Here is a 14,720-nt window from a genome sequence, read left to right as displayed (position 1 = left end):
TCAAGACCTTGCGGTACGTACGGTAGTTGCCCCGGCGTCAGAAAGGCAGACCGGGGATGCCGCCGCCGCCGAGTCCCTCGGCCAGCGGGCCGAGCTTCTGCTGCTGGAGAGCCTGCGCGTTCTCGTTCGCCGCCTGCACGGCCGCGACGACGAGGTCCGCGAGGGTCTCGGTGTCCTCCGGGTCGACGGCCTTGGGGTCGATCTTCAGCGCGCGCAGGTCGCCGGAGCCGGTCACGGTCGCCTTGACCAGACCGCCGCCCGCCTGGCCCTCGACCTCCGTGTTCGCCAGCTCCTCCTGGGCCCGCTGAAGGTCCGCCTGCATCTTCTGGGCCTGCTGGAGCAACTGCTGCATGTTCGGCTGGCCGCCACCGGGAATCACGGGGTGTCTCCTGTCTGTCTTCGCCGCTTCACTGCTCGGCACGAGCCTACGTGGTCCGGGAGGCCCTCGCGCTGTCACTCTTTCGGGTGAGATCGCCTCCGGCCCCCTACCTGATCAACCCCCTCTTCCGGGCGTACCACCCCGCGAACGCCACTCCCCGCCACCCATTGGGCGGTAGGAAGGACACTTCGCGCCGCCACTGGCTGTGACGGCCGCGCGATCGGTGTTCGTGTTCAGTAGGGAGTACCGGGTGGGTCAGCCGGAGCAGCAACCCGAGCGTCCGCCGCAGGAGCGCCGCGACGGGCCCGCGGGTACTCCGCTTCCGGCGGGCCGGGGAGCCGCGGACCTGGACGTGAGCGGGCCTCTGGCCGGGGATCTGGTGGGGCGGGCGCTGCCGCTCGGGGACTGGGGGGAGCCCGCGGAGCGGTTGGGGGAGCTGTTCCGGTGGGTGGAGGCGGGGGCGCTGCGGACGGCGCAGTGGTACCTCGCGGACCGGGTGTGGCGGCGGCGGGCCGCGCGGGGCCTGCGGGGCGGTACGGCCGCGGGGGTGGTGGTGGGGGCTGCGTTGCCCCTGCTGGACGCGACCGGGGCGGTCGCGGGGTGTGCGCCCTGGGGGTACCTGGCGTTGCTGCTGGGGGCCGCGTGTGCCGGGGTGGACCGGGGATTCGGGCTGACCTCGGGGTGGATGCGGGACCTGGCCACCGCCCAGGCCGTCCAGCGGCGGCTGCAGGCGCTCCAGTTCGACTGGGCGTCGGAGAGCGCGCGTGAGGTGCTGGGTCCGGCGGAGGGCACGGCGGGGGAGGCGGCGGAACGTTGCCTCGGGATTCTGCGGCGCTTCTCGGAGGACGTGACGGAGCTGGTCCGCACGGAGACGTCGGACTGGATGCGGGAGTTCCGGGGCGGCCGTCCCCCGCTCACCCCTCCGCCGCCTCCGTCCCGCCCCGCCGACCCCGCCCCCGTCTCCCGCTACCTCCCCCCGCCTCCGGGCGCCCGCCCCAACATGCCCCGCCAGCGGCCCCCGGACCCCCGCTGACGGCTCCGCCGGGGTGCGGCGGAGCACCCGGTCTCCGGCCGGGGCGGGGTTCCCACCCGCACCCCTTCCGTCGCCGGGTGCGGACGGCCCAGGCGGGGCTGGACGCCGTAGCCGGATGCGGGCGGCCCGGACCCCCGGGGGACGGAATCGCCGTCGCCGCGTGCGAGTGCGCGTGGCCCGGGCCCGGAGGGACGGAATCGCCGTCGCCGGATGCGGGCGGCCCGCGCCCCGGAGGGACGGATTCGCCGCCGCCGCGTGCAGATGCGGGGCCCAGTCAGGCGGAATCGCCGTCGCCGCGTGCGGGTATCCCAGGCCGGGTCCGGTGGGGCGGAATCGTCGTCGGGTGCGGGGGCGGGGTCAGTCGGGGCCGCTCCGGCTGTAGGTCACGGCTCGCGTGCCGGGCTGTCCCGTCCGCTTCAGGTGGTCGTCCGGAGTAAGGGTGAGGGTGGTGGGGGTGGCGGGGGCGCAGGAGGAGAGGGGGGCGCCGGAGGTGACCGTGGCGGCGGAGAGTCGGAGCGTGCCGTCGGCGTCCGGCTTCCGTACCAGGGACGCGGTGAAGACGCAGTGCTGGTCGGCCCCGTCCGCTACCAGGGTGAGTACGCGCTCGCCGACCCGCCCCTGGATCAGGGTGAGCCGATGCGTACCGGCCCCGTCGACGCGCGCTTCCCACCTGCCGAGGTAGCCCTCCGGAACGACCCCTTCAGCGGGGGCCGGCACCACGGTCGCCGTGTCCGACACCCCGCCACCCCGTAACAAGGTGAACAGCGTCCCCCCGGCCCCGAGGGCGACGATCAGCGCGACCACGACGAGCAGCCACGTCGACCGCCGGTCCCGTACCTCGCCGTCCACCTCCGGGTGCCCGTACGCACCGGCCACCCACCCCCGCCCATCGCCCACAGCCCCATGCTCCGGCCCCTCACCGATGCCCCCCGCATCCGACGACGAAGGCCGCACGGGTGGTGCGGGTCGGAATCCGGACCCGGCCGGAGGCCGGGTGTCCTCCCCCGGACCTGGCCCCGGACCCGTACCCGCCCCGAACACCCAGTCCCAGTCCTCCCCCGGCCCCAACTCCCGCATCCCACAACCGCCTTCCCCCGAAGCGCGCCAACGGCCCGAGGATAGTGCGGGCGTCCGGGACAGCACCGCACCCCGCGAAAAGACCCCCACTCACGACAACCTGTCGCGCATCCCGCCCCCGCCCGCAACAGTCCGCCGATGTCGCGACGCCGCCCCCACCCCCTACCCTCACCCGCATGACGCCTCAGCCGAACCCGGAGCAGACCCCCACCCCCGACCCCGAGACCGGTGCCGCCGTGAAGGCCGCCGACCGGGCGCACGTGTTCCACTCCTGGTCCGCGCAGGACCTGATCGACCCGCTGGCCGTCGCGGGCGCGGAGGGCTCGTACTTCTGGGACTACGACGGCAAGCGGTACCTGGACTTCAGCAGCGGCCTGGTGTTCACGAACATCGGCTACCAGCACCCGGAGGTCGTCGCCGCGATCCAGGAGCAGGCGGCGAGGATGGCGACGTTCGCGCCGGCCTTCGCCGTGGAGGCCCGGTCGGAGGCGGCCCGACTGATCGCGGAGCGTACGCCGGGCGACCTGGACAAGATCTTCTTCACCAACGCCGGCGCGGACGCGGTGGAGCACGCGACCCGCATGGCCCGCCTGCACACCGGCCGCCCCAAGGTGCTGTCGGCGTACCGGTCGTACCACGGCGGCACCCAGCAGGCGGTGAACCTCACGGGCGACCCGCGCCGCTGGCCGTCGGACAACGGCAGCGCGGGCGTGGTGCGCTTCTGGGCGCCCTTCCTGTACCGGTCCCGTTTCTACGCGGAGACGGAGGAGCAGGAGTGCGCCCGCGCGCTGGAGCACCTGGAGACGACGATCGCCTTCGAGGGGCCCGGCACGATCGCGGCGGTGATCCTGGAGACGATCCCCGGTACGGCCGGAATCATGGTCCCGCCTCCGGGTTACCTCGCCGGGGTCCGCGAGATCTGCGACCGGCACGGCATCGTCTTCGTCCTGGACGAGGTGATGGCCGGGTTCGGGCGGACCGGTGAGTGGTTCGCGGCGGACCTCTCGGGGGTCGTCCCCGACCTGATGACCTTCGCCAAGGGCGTGAACTCGGGGTACGTGCCCCTGGGCGGCGTCGCCATCTCCGGCGCCATCGCGGAGACCTTCGCCAAGCGGCCGTACCCCGGCGGCCTGACGTACTCCGGGCACCCGCTGGCCTGCGGGGCGGCGGTCGCCACGCTGAACGTCATGGCCCGCGAGGGCATCGTGGAGAACGCCAAGCGCCTCGGCGAGAGCGTCCTCGGCCCCGCCCTCGCCACCCTGGCCGAGCGCCACCCCAGCGTGGGCGAGGTGCGCGGTACGGGCATGTTCTGGGCCCTGGAGCTGGTCAAGGACCGCGAGACCCGCGAACCCCTGGTCCCCTACAACGCGTCCGGCGAGGCCAACGCCCCCATGGCCGCCTTCGCCGCCACCGCCAAGAAGAACGGCCTCTGGCCCTTCGTCAACATGAACCGCACCCACGTGGTCCCGCCCTGCAACATCACCGAGCCGGAGCTGAAGGAGGGCCTGGCGGCGCTGGACGCGGCGCTGGCCACGGCGGACGAGTTCACGACGGCCGGCTGACCGGGCCGGACCCGGCCCACTGACAGAGGGCGGGTTCCAGACCGGCGGGGTCGGTGGTGTCGGAGGCCCACACCACCACCCCGTCGGGGCGGATCAGCGCGCCCGCGACCCCGGCGCCGTCGTCCCGGACGACCCGCGCCCGGCCGTCCGCCGACTCCGCGAACACCGCGCCCGGTGTGCGGTCCAGCAGCAGGAAGCCGCCCTCGTGGGCGTGGTCGGCCAGCCGGGTGCCGTCGCCCAGGGGTACGTCCGGGACGTACCGGCCCGTCCACGGGTGGGAGCCCGGCAGGGGGAGCCGCTGCGTCACGCCCGCGATCTGCTTCACCGCGTACGTCGTGCCGTCGCGCGTCGCCAGCAGGTCCGCCAGCACCCCCCGCAGCGCGCCCGACTTGGGGTCGCCGCGCAGGATGCCGATCTGGGCCCGCGTCCAGTCGAGGACCCACGCGCCCACGGGACGGCGTTCCGCGTCGTAGGTGTCCAGCAGGGCTTCCGGGGAGCGGCCGTTCACCACGGCCGCCAGCTTCCAGCCCAGGTTCACCGCGTCGCCCACGCCCAGGTTCAGCCCCTGCCCACCGAAGGGCGGGTGGACGTGGGCCGCGTCGCCGGCGAGGAACACGCGGCCCGCGCGGTACGCCGACGCCTGACGGGTGTTGTCCGTCCAGCGGGTCGGCGCCGCGCGCAGCCCCGTCAGCGTGACGTCCGTACCGGACACGCGGCGCAGGCTCGACCGGACGTCGTCCAGGGTGACCGGGGCCGAACGGTCGGCCGGGCCCCCGTCGAACTCGACCGTGACGACGCGGCCGGGCTGCGGGCCGTAGCGGTAGACGCCGTGGGGCGACCAGGACCAGCCGTCGGCGAGCTTCTCGGGGTCGGCGATGTCGACGACCGCCTGGTAGCCGGTGATCTCGGGGTCGGTGCCGGGGAACGGGATGCCCGCCAGGCGCCGCACGGTGCTGTGGCCCCCGTCGCAGCCGACGAGCCAACCGGCGTGCACCGGGCCGGAGCCGGTGCCGACCAGGACCCCCGCACCGGTGTCCTCCAGCGAGGTCACCTCCACTCCGCGCAGGACCGTCACGCCCAGCCGTTCCGCGTGTGCGGTGAGCAGCGCCTCCAGCCGGGGCTGCGGAATCATCCGCGCCCCCTCCACGGCGGTGTGCGCGGCCAGCTCGGGGTCGGCCCAGTCCACCAGGCCGGGGTCGAGGGACATCCCCGCGAAGTGCCCGGTGAAGCGGAACCCGGACACCCCCAGCGTCTCCCGCTGGACGCGCTCCAGGGCGGGCAGCAGCCCGCGCCGGTCCAGCGCCTCGGCCGTCGGCACGTTGACCGACTGCGCCCTCGGCGCGGGGTCGGGCTCGTCCCGCCGCTCCAGCACCCGTACCGACACCCCGGCGAGCGCCAGCTCGGCGGCGAGGGTGAGCCCGACAGGTCCGGCACCGACCACGATCACATCCACGTCTGTCACGAACACTGTTCTATGAACGAACAGCGTTCGTGTCAAGTTATAGTTGTCCCGTGAACGCGAGAGAGCGCCGCACCGCCCGCCACCGGCCCGCACCCGCCGAGGGTCCCCGGCCCCGTCGCCGCAAGGACCCGATCACCGTGGACCAGGTGGTCGAGACCGCGCTCGGGATCGTCGCCGCGGAGGGGTACGACGCCCTGACCATGCGCAGGCTGTCCGCCGCCCTGGACACCGGGCCCGCCTCGCTCTACGCCCACGTGGTCAACAAGGCCGACCTGGACGAGCTGCTCATCGGCCGCCTCTGCGCCCGCCTCACCCTCCCGGACCCCGACCCGGCCGGCTGGCGGGACCAGCTGCGCGGGATCTGCGAGGCGCTGCGGGACCAGTACCTCCAGTACCCCGGCATCTCGCGGGCCGCCCTCGCCATGGCCCCCACCGACCCCGAAGCCCTCCGCGTCAGCGAGGGCATGCTCGCGATCCTCCTCACCGCCGGCATCGCCCCGCAGCGCGCGGCCTGGGCCATCGACGCCCTGCTCCTGTACGTGGCCGCCTACTGCCTGGAGCTGGCGGTGGCCCACCGCAGGGCCGAGGAGGGCGACGAGGTCTGGCCCGCCGACCGGAGCGAACTCCTCCACCGCCTCGCCGCCCTCCCCCCGGCGGCCTTCCCCCACACCACCCGGCACGCGGCGGAACTGACGGCGGGCACCGGGCACGACCGCTTCGACTTCACGGTGGGCCTGATGATCGGTGGCCTCGCCTGAAGCGACCCACACAGCATCCCCCCACACATAAAGGGCACCGGGGCTGATGCCCGGCAGGGGTGAACGCGTAAGGTGACGTGCTCGTAAGGGGTTGTGAAGATAGGCACGGACGTACGAGAGCGGCCCCATTCGTGTGAGGAGACTCCGGGACGATGCCCGGCTACGGCGCTGTGACGCGCAGTACCTTGCGACAGCAGATCGCCGACGCGCTGCGCGACGAGGTGCTGGCCGGGCGGCTGCTGCCGGGGCGGGCGTTCACGGTGAAGGAGATAGCGGACCTGTACGGGGTCTCCGCGACGCCGGTACGGGAGGCGCTGGTCGACCTGTCGGCGCAGGCCCTGCTGGAGGCCGACCACCACCGGGGCTTCCGCGTCCCCGAGTACTCCCTCGCCGACTACCGGGGCATGATCGAGGCCCGCTCCCTGGTCACCGAGGGCATGTTCCGCGTCCTCGGCCAGGGCCACCCCGCCTTCGCGGACCCGAAGAACCCCGACACCAAGGCCGCGCTCGCGACGGTACGGCGACGCGGCGAGGAGGCCCAGCGGGCGAACGCGGCCGGCGACCTCACCGTCCTCATCGGCTACGACCTCCGCTTCTGGCGCGAGCTGAGCGTGCTGTTCGGCAACCCCTACCTCGCCGAGTTCCTGCACCGCCTCCGCGTCCGCTCCTGGGTCTGCGCGGTCCAGCACCTCCGCCGCCTCCCCGAGGTCCGCGGCCGCCTGTGGGCCGGCCACATAGACCTGGTCGACGCCCTCGCCGCCCACGACCCCGAGGCCGCCCGCGACATCGTTGCCGCGGCCAACGCCCACGCCCTGGAGATGGTCGAGGAACTCGCCGGGGGCTGACCGGGGAATCCGCGCCGCCGGGAGGGAGTTCCCCAGACGGGGGCTGACCCACAAAGGGACGGGACGCGAATGAGTCTGCGGCAGTTCGAGTACGCCCTGGCTGTTGCCGAGGAGGGGTCCGTCACGGCGGCGGCCGAGCGGTTGCGGGTGGCGCAGCCGTCGATGTCCCAGCAGATCAGGGGGCTGGAGCGGGATCTCGGGGTGGAGCTGTTCGCCCGGACGCCCACCGGGCTGACACCCACCGTGGTCGGGCGGGCGTTCCTGCGGGAGGCGCAGGTCGCCGTGAACGCGGCGCGGCGGGCGACGGCGACCGCGCGGGCCGGGGCCGCAGAGCTGGTCGGCGAGCTGACCGTCGCCGTGCAGATGGGCTTCGGGACGCGCCGGCTCCCCGAGGCGCTCGGCGCGCTGCGCCGCCGCTACCCCCGGCTGGAGATCACCCTCTCCGAGGAGCCCAGCTCCGCCGAGCTGGACCGGCTGTGCCGCCGGGGCGTGCTGGACCTCGCCCTGATGGCGAAGTGCGACCGGACCCCCGCGGAAGCGCACCGCCTCGGCGAGGAGGAGTTCGTCGTGGTGCTGCCCACCGGGCACCCGCAACTCACGGAACAGCGCATCGAGTTGCGCGACCTCAAGGGCGAGCCCTGGGTGCGCTTCGACCGGGACAGCGCGCTCGACGGCGTCCTGGTGGAGGCGCTGCGGGAGACCGACCCGGACCCGGGCACCGTCGCCCGCGTCTCCCAGACCGCGACCGCCGTCCGCTGGGCCGCCCAGGGACTCGGCGCCACCCTCGTCCCCGCCTCGGCGGTCCCCCCGGGCCACGAACACCTCGCCCGCCCGGTCTTCCCCGCCGTGGCCCAGCCCGTCATCGCCGTCGTCCGGAACCCGGCCGGCCCGGCGGAGACAGCTCTGCTGGAATTCCTCCGCCAGGAGAAGTGGGACACGAGGAATTCCCCGGCACCCGCCCCCTGAGAGAAATCCGGCTCAGCCCCTCGGGAATTCCCCGCCGTCGATGACGAAATTGCTCCCGGTCACCCAGCTCGCCTGATCGGAGACCAGGAACAGGACCGCCCGCGCGATGTCGTCGGGCAGCCCGTCCCGCCCGAGCGGTACGAGGGACTCGGGCCCGGCCTGCGTCGGGTCCAGGCGAGCCCACTCCTCCCGCACCTTGTCGCCGCCCGGGGTGGTCACCCGGCCCGGAGTGACCGTGTTGACCCGCACCCCGGCCGGGGCCAGCTCGGCGGCCAGCCCCCTGCTGTAGTTCTCCAGCCCCGCCTTGGCCACCGTGTAGTGCAGGAACGGCGGGAAGGCGACCGGCACGGCGGCGGAGGAGATGTGCACGATCGCCCCCGACCCCCGCTCCCGCATGCCCGGCGCCAGCAGCGAGTCCAGCCGCACCGAGGCCAGCAGGTTCAGGTTCAGCACGTCCAGCCACTCCTCGTCCGGAATGCCGAGCGCGGAGGCGTGCGGCTGGGCCCCGCCCGCGTTGTGGACCAGGATGTCCACCCCGCCGAGCAGCTCCACGGCAGCCGCCGCGAGCTCCTCCGCTCCCTCCCGGCTGCGCACGTCGGCGGCGACGAAGCGCGCCCCCTCCGGCACGGTCCCCGACGAGGACCGCGCGGTGGTGAGCACCTCCGCCCCCGCCTCCAGGAGCCGCCGCACGATCCCCGCCCCGATACCGCGCGTACCCCCGGTGACCAGCGCCCGCTTTCCCTTGAGTTCCGGTGTTCCCGTCCCGTTTTCCGTGGCGCCCATTTCAGCGTTCCTCTCTTGGCCGATTAACGTGGACTTCTCTTCGAGTCGCCTCACCGTAGGCTCGGAAAAGGGGGAGAATCAAAGACCGAATAGCAGCGGAGGCCATAGGGCTTTCCTATGGCCCGCCGTACGGACTACGCTGCCTGGTCCACCCGCGTGCGAGGAGACCCCCCGCACCGGACGATGCGAGGAGTCCTTTCTTGGCCTGTGACCTGTGGCTGGTGCCGCTCGTGGACGTGCTGTGCCACACGCCGGACAACCCGTTCGCCGAGGAACTCGCGGTGTACAACGACGCGTTGGCCGCCGCCGGGCTTCCCCCGGTGCCGGTCTACCAGTACATGCCGGGCCTGAACGGCGAGGTCGCCCCCGTCGCGGGATTCGACTACGACGCGCTGCACTTCCTGCGCCGCGCCCATCTGCTCCAGCTCTGCGGCCTCCCCGTCACCCCCGTGGGGGAACTGGGCGGTGACTACGAGCAGTTGCTCGAAATGTTCGAGTCGACCGCCCAGCAGTCCCACCTGGTCTGGCACTACGACCACGCCGGCGCGTACGTCCCGCTCGACTTCCCGCAGCCCCTCTCCACCGACGAACTCCTCGCCGGTGGCGGACCCTTGGGCTCGGCCCACGCCCTGCTGCGGGAGCTGGAGCAGGTCGCCCCGGCCATCGGCATCGACCCGGCGAACCCGCCCGCCGCACCGGCACCCCCCTCGGCCCCCACCGAGCTGGAGGAGCCGGCCGTCCCGGCGCCCTACGACCCGAGCCCCTTCGCCCGCGAACGGCACGTCTGGCTCGGCCTGCACGCCGCCGCGACCCGTTCCCTCGCCCAGGGCTCGATGATCGTCTTCAGTTGAGCCCGTACGGCTGCGGCGGCCCCTGGCTCCCGTCCAGCAGGGCCGCCCGCAGCAGCAGCGTGTGCACGAACCGGTCCGGCGCGGTCGGCGGGAACCGCCAGCCCAGTGGCCAGGTCTGCCCGTCCAGCGCCGGGATGGGGATGTAGCTCACCCGGTACGGCCCACTCGTGAGCCGGGTGACCTCGGCGGGCCAGGCGTGATGCGCGGTGCTCCCCGGCGCGACCAGGAAGTACACGCTCCTGCGCCCGCTCCCCGACTCCACCACCGGCCCCGGATCACCCCCGGTCATCCGCGCCATCCGGTCCGCGAGGGCGCGTCCGCGATCGCCGTCCAGCCGTACCGCGTCGAACTGCACTCCGGCCCGCCGCAGTTGGATGCCCATGGCGGGAACCCACTGGATGCCCGCGTGACTTTGCGTATTCATGCGATCAGTTTCGGCAGGCGACGCTACGGTTTCCATGACTCTCCGTCGACCCTTCGGAACGGTCGGGAGTCGGCGGCAATCGTTGAAGACCGGTTGAGTTCGGTTGAGTCCGGGGGTGATCGCAATGGCGCGAGCGGCGAACAAGCTGGCGGCGAGCGGGACGGCACGCATGGTCGCCGCCTTCGCCAAGGCACGGCGTGAGCAGATGGGTCTCACTCAGGAAGAGCTGGGCGCCCTCATCGGCTACACCGCGTCCGCGATCAGCGCGATGGAGACGTGCGCGCAGCCCGCGAGCGACAAGATGCTGATGGAACTGGAGCGGGTGCTCGGGGACGGCATGAACATCTTCGAGATGGCCCGCAAGTTCGTCCTGCTGGACAAGTACCCGCCGCAGTTCGCTGACTTCGCCCTCATGGAGGCTGAGGCCGTCACCCTGTCCTCCTACGAGACTTACGTCGTCGCTGGTCTATTCCAGACGGCCGACTACGCGCGGGCGCTGATCGGCGGCAGCTTCCCCAAGTTGCCCGACGAGCAGGTGGAGCAACTGGTCGACGCACGACTCGCACGCCGGGCCCTGTTCGACCGCAGCGACCCAACGGCCATGATCGAGCTGATCCTCGACGAGTCGGCGCTGAGGCGACCGTTCGGAAGCTGGGACACCCTGCGCGGGCAACTTCATTCACTCGCCGAGGACTCGGAGCGCGACAATGTGAGCGTCCAGGTCATGCCTATGGATCGAGGCGCACGGGCCGCTCACGCGGGTGAACGCGGCAACATGGTGCTGGTGGAAACTGCGGAGCACCATCACGTCGCCTACCTGGAAGCTCATGACGAGAGCATGCTGGTCAGCGATCCCGCGAAGGTGGCCCGCCTCGCACACAGGTATGCAAAGATCCGGACACAGGCTTTGAGTCCGGACGACTCGGCAAGCCTCATCCGGAAGTTGGCGGGAGAGCAGCGAACATGACTAGCAACCTGCGATGGTTCAAGTCGAGCTACAGCGACGGCGGCGGCGGCAACTGCGTCGAAGCCGCCTACACCTGGCACCAGCCCACGCGTCCCGCCACCGTCCACGTCCGTGACTCCAAGCAGACCGACGGCCCCCTCCTCGCCGTGACGCCCACCGCGTGGACCACCTTCCTCACGGACGCCCGACGAGGCTGATCTCCGGCGGCCACAGCACGCCCGAGCCCATCAGCAGGGACGGGCCGAGGTGGAGCGGGCACACCGGCAGGGACGGCCGGTTGTGCCGCCGCACCTCGAACACCGCGGGGTCCCCGCACTCGGACACCTCGCCGTAGGGCCCCCCGCACTTCTCCCGATCGCTGCTCATGGAGAAATTGCACCGCGCCGGAACGCGGAACGCCCGCCGAGCGCGCCCATAGGGCGGACCGGCGGGCGTACCCGCGTAAGGACCGTGCGGCCTAGAGGAACGAGTTGATCTCGATCGTCTCGTCACGGCCCGGGCCGACACCGATCGCGGAGATCGGCGCGCCGGACATCTCCTCCAGCGCCTTCACGTAGTTCTGCGCGTTCTTCGGCAGGTCGGAGAAGGACTTCGCCTTGGTGATGTCCTCGGACCAGCCCGGCAGGGTCTCGTAGATCGGCTTCGCGTGGTGGAAGTCGGTCTGCGAGTAGGGGAGTTCCTCGACCCGCTTGCCGTCGATCTCGTAGGCGACGCAGACCGGGATCTGCTCCCAGCCGGTGAGCACGTCGAGCTTGGTGAGGAAGAAGTCGGTGAGGCCGTTGACGCGGGTCGCGTAGCGGGCGATCACCGCGTCGAACCAGCCGCAGCGGCGGTCGCGGCCGGTGGTGACACCGCGCTCGCCACCGATGCGGCGCAGCGCCTCGCCGTCCTCGTCGAACAGCTCGGTCGGGAACGGACCGGCGCCGACACGGGTCGTGTACGCCTTCAGGATGCCGATGACCCGGCTGATCTTCGTCGGACCCACGCCCGAGCCGGTGCAGGCACCGCCGGCGGTCGGGTTGGAGGAGGTGACGAAGGGGTACGTGCCGTGGTCGATGTCGAGCAGGGTGCCCTGACCGCCCTCGAACAGCACGACCTTGTCGTCCTCCAGCGCCTGGTTGAGCACCAGGACGGTGTCGGCGACGAACGGCCTGAGCTGCTCCGCGTAGCCCAGCAGCTCCTCGACCACCTGGTCGGCGGCGATGGCGCGGCGGTTGTACAGCTTGGTGAGCATCTGGTTCTTGACGTCGAGCGCCGCCTCGACCTTCTGGGTGAGGATCGACTCGTCGTAGAGGTCCTGGACCCGGATGCCGACGCGGTTGATCTTGTCGGCGTAGGTCGGGCCGATGCCCCGGCCGGTGGTGCCGATCTTGCGCTTGCCGAGGAAGCGCTCCGCCACCTTGTCCATGCTGACGTGGTACGGCGTGATGATGTGCGCGTTACCACTGATCAGGAGCTTCGACGTGTCGACGCCGCGCTCGTTCAGACCGCTCAGCTCGGAGAGCAGGACCGAGGGGTCGACGACGACACCGTTGCCGATGACCGGCGTACAGCTTGGGGAGAGGATTCCGGAAGGGAGGAGGTGGAGCGCGTACTTCTGGTCGCCCACGACGACCGTGTGGCCGGCGTTGTTGCCGCCCTGATAGCGCACTACATAGTCCACCGAGCCACCGAGCAGGTCGGTCGCCTTCCCCTTGCCTTCGTCACCCCACTGAGCACCGAGCAGCACAAGTGCGGGCACGCGCGTACACCCCTTCCGGGCGGGGCATGTCCATGGTCGGGGTGTGGGCGTATGGTTCATCGCCGCTTAACACCGCGACCGCCTTTGGTCGCACGACCGTCGGACCGGATGCCCCGGAATAGACGAAGCCCCTGGCGCAATAGCGCAAGGGGCTCTTGCACAAAGATGCTACCCGAGGAAGCGAGGCAGGACCGAGGTGGCGACTTCCGCGACGTCCGATCAGCTCCTTGTGATCATCGATCCGATGGCCCGGCACACGGACGGGGAGTCCGTGCGGATAGCGAAAGACGTGCTCAGCGCGGGTGCGACGGCGAAGGTGTGCCTGCCGGACGGGCCGGAGGAATTCGCTCGCGCACTGGGGCGGCGCGGGTCGCGCCGGCCGGTGGTCATCGGGGATGATCGGGCACTTGTTCGAGCAGTGGGGCTGCTGCACCGGCATCGCGAGCTGGCCGGATGCGCGCTGTCCGTGGTGCCGGTCGGATCAGCGGGGCTGGCGCGTTCGCTGGGGGTGCCGGGAGGGCCGGTCGCCTCGGCGCGGGCGGTGCTGGAAGGGGTCTCCCGGCAGCTCGACCTCCTGGTCGACGACAGCGACGGCGTCGTGCTCGGCTCGCTGGGCATACCGCCCGCGTCCATCCCCGCCGAGCCGGTCGGCGCCGGCACCCGCCCGTGGCTGCGCACCCTGGTCCGCACCCTCGCCGCCCGCCCGGCCCGGCTCCGGGTCGAGATCGACGGCGTCACGGTGATCGACCTCGACCGTCCGGTGGAGTCGGTGTCGGTGACGCCGGGGTCGCGCGGGGTGGCGGAGGTGGAGATCCGCCCGGTGTCCCTGGGCGCCGAGTCCACCCCCCTCCGCTCCTGCGGCCGCACGGTCACCGTGACGGGCGAGGACTTCCACTACCGGGCCGACGCGGAGACCTCGGGCCCGGTGCGGCGGCGTACCTGGCGAGTGGCGGAGGGGGCCTGGGGGCTGGTGGTGCCGGGGCCGTGAGTCAGGCGCCGCCGGATGGCCGCGGGGCCCGGAAGCCGCTGGGGCCCGACTCACCGGTTTCCGTCATTTCGGGTGGCCGGATCAAGCCGTTGCTCCTCGGTGGTGGGCGTCGGCTGATACCTCTGGTGGGGGCGGCGGAAATTCAGGGGGACGCATGAAGACGAAGCTGTTGGTGGCCGGGACGGTCGTGGTGGGGGTCGTGCTCGGGGGGTGTGCCGTGCAGGACAAGTCGGCGACGGTCCAGTACGGCATCGACGCGAAGGTGACCGCGCTGAGCGTGACGACCAAGGGCGGGAACATCGACGTCGTGCCTGGCGACGGCGCCGGCGCGCGGGTCACGGAGAAGATCCGGTACGCCGGTGACAAGCCCCGTACCGAGCACTCCGTGAGCAACGGCCGCCTCACCCTCACCGCCCCCCACTGCGACGACTGCGGCGTGAACTACACCGTCTCCGTACCCCCCGGCACGACCCTGACCCTGGACACGGAGGGCGGCAACATCACCGTCCGCGAGGTCGACGGCGCGCTGACGGCACGGACGGGCGGCGGAAACGTACGCGTGACGGACACCGCTCCCCAGACCCTCTCCGCCCGGACCGACGGCGGAAACATCGAGGCGTCCCTGAAGGAGCCCCCGTCCGCCCTGACCGCGGAGACGGGCGGCGGCAACGTCGCGGTCACCCTCCCCCGCGCCCCCTACGCCGTCGACGCCACCACGAGCGGCGGCCGCAGCACGGTCTCGGTCCCGACCGACCCGTCCTCCCCGCACCACGTGACCATCCGAACCGGCGGCGGAAACATCGACGTCAACCTGGCACCTTCCACTTGAGGGTGAAACTCCGGCGGCCGCCCGGCCGGGCAAAAGCCTTTGCCGTGCCGCTGTT

The 14,720-nt window shown here is 72.3% G+C and carries 17 protein-coding genes; 10 read left to right on the top strand and 7 right to left on the bottom strand.

Translation table 11 applies throughout. The features are described 5' to 3' along the window. Window positions 1–37: 37 nt before the first annotated feature. A complete protein-coding gene (locus tag EV284_RS25730) occupies window positions 38–379 on the bottom strand; it encodes a YbaB/EbfC family nucleoid-associated protein (protein WP_130338152.1) in 342 nt (113 codons plus the stop codon). Between the two features lie 250 nt (window positions 380–629). On the opposite strand from EV284_RS25730, the gene EV284_RS25725 reads away from it, so the two are divergent. Next, window positions 630–1,412: an SLATT domain-containing protein gene (locus tag EV284_RS25725; protein ID WP_130338150.1), complete on the top strand. Its 783-nt coding sequence runs from the start codon at window positions 630–632 to the stop codon at window positions 1,410–1,412. A gap of 357 nt (window positions 1,413–1,769) precedes the next feature. On the opposite strand, the gene EV284_RS25720 is transcribed toward EV284_RS25725, so the two are convergent. Continuing rightward, a complete protein-coding gene (locus EV284_RS25720; protein ID WP_130338147.1) occupies window positions 1,770–2,309 on the bottom strand; it encodes a hypothetical protein in 540 nt (179 codons plus the stop codon). Window positions 2,310–2,665: 356 nt separating this feature from the next. On the opposite strand from EV284_RS25720, the gene EV284_RS25715 reads away from it, so the two are divergent. Beyond that, window positions 2,666–4,051: an aspartate aminotransferase family protein gene (locus EV284_RS25715; protein WP_130338145.1), complete on the top strand. Its 1,386-nt coding sequence runs from the start codon at window positions 2,666–2,668 to the stop codon at window positions 4,049–4,051. Here EV284_RS25715 and EV284_RS25710 read toward each other — a convergent pair. Then, a complete protein-coding gene (locus tag EV284_RS25710; RefSeq protein ID WP_130338469.1) occupies window positions 4,035–5,504 on the bottom strand; it encodes an FAD-dependent oxidoreductase in 1,470 nt (489 codons plus the stop codon). The two genes, EV284_RS25715 and EV284_RS25710, sit on opposite strands and share 17 nt — an antisense overlap. 59 nt (window positions 5,505–5,563) lie before the next feature. Between EV284_RS25710 and EV284_RS25705 the strand changes: the two genes are divergently transcribed. From EV284_RS25705 to EV284_RS25695, 3 genes are all read left to right on the top strand, one after another. After that, window positions 5,564–6,271 (top strand): TetR/AcrR family transcriptional regulator C-terminal domain-containing protein, encoded by a 708-nt coding sequence (locus EV284_RS25705; RefSeq protein WP_242625817.1) that lies wholly within the window; start codon window positions 5,564–5,566, stop codon window positions 6,269–6,271. Between the two features lie 152 nt (window positions 6,272–6,423). After that, a complete protein-coding gene (locus EV284_RS25700; protein WP_130338143.1) occupies window positions 6,424–7,116 on the top strand; it encodes a GntR family transcriptional regulator in 693 nt (230 codons plus the stop codon). Between the two features lie 69 nt (window positions 7,117–7,185). Continuing rightward, window positions 7,186–8,082 carry a LysR family transcriptional regulator gene (locus EV284_RS25695; RefSeq protein WP_130338141.1) on the top strand — a complete coding sequence of 299 codons (897 nt, stop codon included), beginning with the start codon at window positions 7,186–7,188 and terminating at the stop codon, window positions 8,080–8,082. Window positions 8,083–8,094: 12 nt separating this feature from the next. Here EV284_RS25695 and EV284_RS25690 read toward each other — a convergent pair whose 3' ends face one another. Next, window positions 8,095–8,865 carry an oxidoreductase gene (locus EV284_RS25690; RefSeq protein WP_130338139.1) on the bottom strand — a complete coding sequence of 257 codons (771 nt, stop codon included), beginning with the start codon at window positions 8,863–8,865 and terminating at the stop codon, window positions 8,095–8,097. 200 nt (window positions 8,866–9,065) lie between these two features. On the opposite strand from EV284_RS25690, the gene EV284_RS25685 reads away from it, so the two are divergent. After that, complete coding sequence (locus EV284_RS25685; protein WP_130338137.1) at window positions 9,066–9,716, top strand: hypothetical protein; 651 nt, start codon at window positions 9,066–9,068, stop codon at window positions 9,714–9,716. Here EV284_RS25685 and EV284_RS25680 read toward each other — a convergent pair. Beyond that, a complete protein-coding gene (locus EV284_RS25680) occupies window positions 9,709–10,140 on the bottom strand; it encodes a hypothetical protein (RefSeq protein WP_130338135.1) in 432 nt (143 codons plus the stop codon). The two genes, EV284_RS25685 and EV284_RS25680, sit on opposite strands and share 8 nt — an antisense overlap. 124 nt (window positions 10,141–10,264) lie before the next feature. Here EV284_RS25680 and EV284_RS25675 point away from each other — a divergent pair, with 124 nt between their 5' ends. Both EV284_RS25675 and EV284_RS25670 read left to right on the top strand, forming a co-directional pair. After that, the gene (locus tag EV284_RS25675; RefSeq protein ID WP_130338465.1) at window positions 10,265–11,107 is read left to right on the top strand and encodes a Scr1 family TA system antitoxin-like transcriptional regulator; all 843 of its coding nucleotides are present in this window, start codon (window positions 10,265–10,267) and stop codon (window positions 11,105–11,107) included. Next, window positions 11,104–11,304 carry a DUF397 domain-containing protein gene (locus EV284_RS25670; protein ID WP_130338133.1) on the top strand — a complete coding sequence of 67 codons (201 nt, stop codon included), beginning with the start codon at window positions 11,104–11,106 and terminating at the stop codon, window positions 11,302–11,304. The genes EV284_RS25675 and EV284_RS25670 overlap by 4 nt, the downstream gene beginning before the upstream one ends. Here the strand turns inward: EV284_RS25670 and EV284_RS25665 are convergent. Next, window positions 11,282–11,473 (bottom strand): hypothetical protein, encoded by a 192-nt coding sequence (locus EV284_RS25665; RefSeq protein WP_130338131.1) that lies wholly within the window; start codon window positions 11,471–11,473, stop codon window positions 11,282–11,284. The two genes, EV284_RS25670 and EV284_RS25665, sit on opposite strands and share 23 nt — an antisense overlap. A 91-nt stretch (window positions 11,474–11,564) precedes the next feature. Beyond that, window positions 11,565–12,848 (bottom strand): adenylosuccinate synthase, encoded by a 1,284-nt coding sequence (locus tag EV284_RS25660; protein ID WP_130338129.1) that lies wholly within the window; start codon window positions 12,846–12,848, stop codon window positions 11,565–11,567. 196 nt (window positions 12,849–13,044) lie between these two features. On the opposite strand from EV284_RS25660, the gene EV284_RS25655 reads away from it, so the two are divergent. Both EV284_RS25655 and EV284_RS25650 read left to right on the top strand, forming a co-directional pair. Continuing rightward, window positions 13,045–13,836, top strand: coding sequence for a diacylglycerol kinase (locus EV284_RS25655; protein WP_130338127.1), 792 nt, complete (start codon window positions 13,045–13,047; stop codon window positions 13,834–13,836). Window positions 13,837–13,990: 154 nt separating this feature from the next. Beyond that, a complete protein-coding gene (locus EV284_RS25650) occupies window positions 13,991–14,665 on the top strand; it encodes a DUF4097 family beta strand repeat-containing protein (protein ID WP_130338125.1) in 675 nt (224 codons plus the stop codon). The last annotated feature ends 55 nt before the right edge of the window (window positions 14,666–14,720 follow it).

This window comes from Streptomyces sp. BK022 (assembly GCF_004217355.1).
Lineage (GTDB): Bacteria > Actinomycetota > Actinomycetes > Streptomycetales > Streptomycetaceae > Streptomyces > Streptomyces griseoluteus.
The sequence above is the reverse complement of the archived record's forward strand: the minus strand, read 5'-3'. Positions and strand labels throughout refer to the sequence as shown.

Excerpts from the sequence above, each read along its gene's own strand:
- EV284_RS25715 (WP_130338145.1), top strand. The coding sequence starts at position 2,666 with ATGACGCCTCAGCCGAACCCGGAGCAGACCCCCACCCCCGACCCCGAG.
- EV284_RS25700 (WP_130338143.1), top strand. The coding sequence starts at position 6,424 with ATGCCCGGCTACGGCGCTGTGACGCGCAGTACCTTGCGACAGCAGATC.
- EV284_RS25695 (WP_130338141.1), top strand. The coding sequence starts at position 7,186 with ATGAGTCTGCGGCAGTTCGAGTACGCCCTGGCTGTTGCCGAGGAGGGG.
- EV284_RS25690 (WP_130338139.1), bottom strand. The coding sequence starts at position 8,865 with ATGGGCGCCACGGAAAACGGGACGGGAACACCGGAACTCAAGGGAAAG.
- EV284_RS25680 (WP_130338135.1), bottom strand. The coding sequence starts at position 10,140 with ATGAATACGCAAAGTCACGCGGGCATCCAGTGGGTTCCCGCCATGGGC.
- EV284_RS25675 (WP_130338465.1), top strand. The coding sequence starts at position 10,265 with ATGGCGCGAGCGGCGAACAAGCTGGCGGCGAGCGGGACGGCACGCATG.
- EV284_RS25670 (WP_130338133.1), top strand. The coding sequence starts at position 11,104 with ATGACTAGCAACCTGCGATGGTTCAAGTCGAGCTACAGCGACGGCGGC.
- EV284_RS25665 (WP_130338131.1), bottom strand. The coding sequence starts at position 11,473 with ATGAGCAGCGATCGGGAGAAGTGCGGGGGGCCCTACGGCGAGGTGTCC.
- EV284_RS25650 (WP_130338125.1), top strand. The coding sequence starts at position 13,991 with ATGAAGACGAAGCTGTTGGTGGCCGGGACGGTCGTGGTGGGGGTCGTG.